This is a genomic window from Flavobacteriales bacterium, assembly GCA_013214975.1.
Classification (GTDB): domain Bacteria; phylum Bacteroidota; class Bacteroidia; order DT-38; family DT-38; genus DT-38.
Window position 1 is genome coordinate 1 of sequence record JABSPR010000280.1, and the last position, 2,090, is coordinate 2,090.

Here is a 2,090-nt window from a genome sequence, read left to right on the forward strand (position 1 = left end):
ACCGATGGGAATATCTTGTGGGCCAATACGTATAATGGAAAAGGATCACAAGGAGGTAATTCATCTGTGGCGTTGGGTGACTCTTCAACTTTATTTACTACATCATATATTTTGGAGGATTCATTAGACGTCGGAATTGGAAATAGTTCCGTGTACGCTTATAGAGGAATTATGATTGCTAAATACCACAAATCGCTAGTTGGAATTGAAAATAAAGGTGCGACTATCAAACAATTTATTTACCCTAATCCAAGTGAAGGGATTTTTCATCTCCCAGAAGGAGTCAAATACAGTCGGATAGAAGTTTATACTAATATAGGTACTTTACTCAGTGTTTATAAATTTCTCAAAGGGCGTATAATAAACCTGTCTAGAAATCCAGATGGAATATATTTCATTAAGATATTCTCTGAAAATGGAGTTTACGCTCAGAAAATAATATTGGAGAAGTAGTTTAAACTCTAATGTCACATTGTACTTGGTGAGGAAACACTAAGGATCCTTTTAAATCCCACAAAAGCTTCAAACCATCAAGTAATTGGTTCGAAAGCTGTCCTATTCTGTTCACAGAAACAAATTCAAATTGTTTCAGAACCCTACGGTTTACTATAAACTGTGGGGTTCTTTATGTTCAGGTGGTACCACCCTATTTCGGTCGATGTCGTCTTTTTGTTCCGCTAATTTTTCGCCAAAATTCATTTTTTCGCCGAAACATTAATTAACAAAATAGAATATGAAAACATCAATGAAAATTTATCTCGAGAATAGAAAGAAAAGCAAGAAAGATGGCCTAACCACTTGTATATGAGAATTATACATAATGAAATAAAGACTGAAGCGAGACTTAACTTAATACCAATTTCACAGAAAAGTATTAAGAGCTGGTATCGCTTTTGCTTAAAATAAAAAGATCAATTCTACCGATAAGCTAGGGTGCACCCTCTCACATGGGATATTATATATGATGAAAATAAAATTTATACTTACAACACTTCTTTCACTTCTCTTTTTTCTAGGAAAAGCACAAGAGTATGTTCCATTCCCAGACTCGAATGCTGTTTGGTCTGTTAATACCGACAAATTCTACGTTTCTGGAGATACCATAATTGGAGGAGTTGAATACAAAAAGTACTTCAGGACTTTAGAAGACTCTACGTTTGATATAGAAAATTCATATTATTATGCTGCTCTTCGTGAAGATGGAAATAAAAAAATATGGGGCATAAGACATGACTCAATAAATCCCCTTTTACTTTACGATTTTCAAGTAAATATTATAGACACAATTACAGTATTTCCATTCGAAATCGCTTCTAGATCAATTTCTTATCCTAAGGATATTGTAGTATTGGGAAAGGATTCAATCTTGATAAATACAACTTATAGAAAGCGGATTAAAGTATCCCTATTAGGAGACCATCAAGAAAATGGTAACTTCTTCGAATATTGGATTGAAGGTATTGGAAGTACAATTGGAATATTTAGTGGAGGAACATTTAATCGTAATCTGACTGATGACAGTTCTTATGAACTATTATGCTTTCATGAGAATGATACACAAACATATTCAAGTATATACTCACCTAGTTCCTCTTGTTACGAGCCATTTTACGTTAGTATAAATGACCTGGATACCAAAATTCAGTTCGCCAAAGTTTATCCAAACCCATCTCAAGGACATCTATTAATCGATTTTGGGGAACAACAAGAGGCAAATGTTAAAATATTTAATACGAGCGGTGCAGAAGTATATCAAAATGCTTTCAGTGCCACCGGTATACATAGAATATTAATTAATAATGTTTCTGGTATTTATTTTCTCAAAATTGATTTCCCAAATCATTCTGAAGTTTTCAGGATTATTAAGAAGTAATTACCCACATGTTCATTATCCATTTTACTTTGGAATATCCTATCAGTAGCTGTAATCAAAATGGTTATTTTATATATAACCATATAAAATCTGTTTCACATTTTCAACTATATCTTCATCACCACTCCTTATTATCGGTAATTGATTCTGTAACAGAGCGCTACAGGAGGGTTAAAAATTGTTTTACAGATTATAATAGCTTTCTACTTTTCTGTTA

2 protein-coding genes are annotated in these 2,090 nt (G+C 32.9%); both read left to right on the forward strand.

All coding sequences use genetic code 11. The features are described 5' to 3' along the window. Nucleotides 1–453, forward strand: a 453-nt coding sequence (locus tag HRT72_09060) for a T9SS type A sorting domain-containing protein (protein ID NQY67855.1), incomplete at its 5' end; no start/stop codon positions are given. Nucleotides 454–961: 508 nt separating this feature from the next. Beyond that, nucleotides 962–1,873 carry a T9SS type A sorting domain-containing protein gene (locus tag HRT72_09065; protein NQY67856.1) on the forward strand — a complete coding sequence of 304 codons (912 nt, stop codon included), beginning with the start codon at nt 962–964 and terminating at the stop codon, nt 1,871–1,873. The last annotated feature ends 217 nt before the right edge of the window (nt 1,874–2,090 follow it).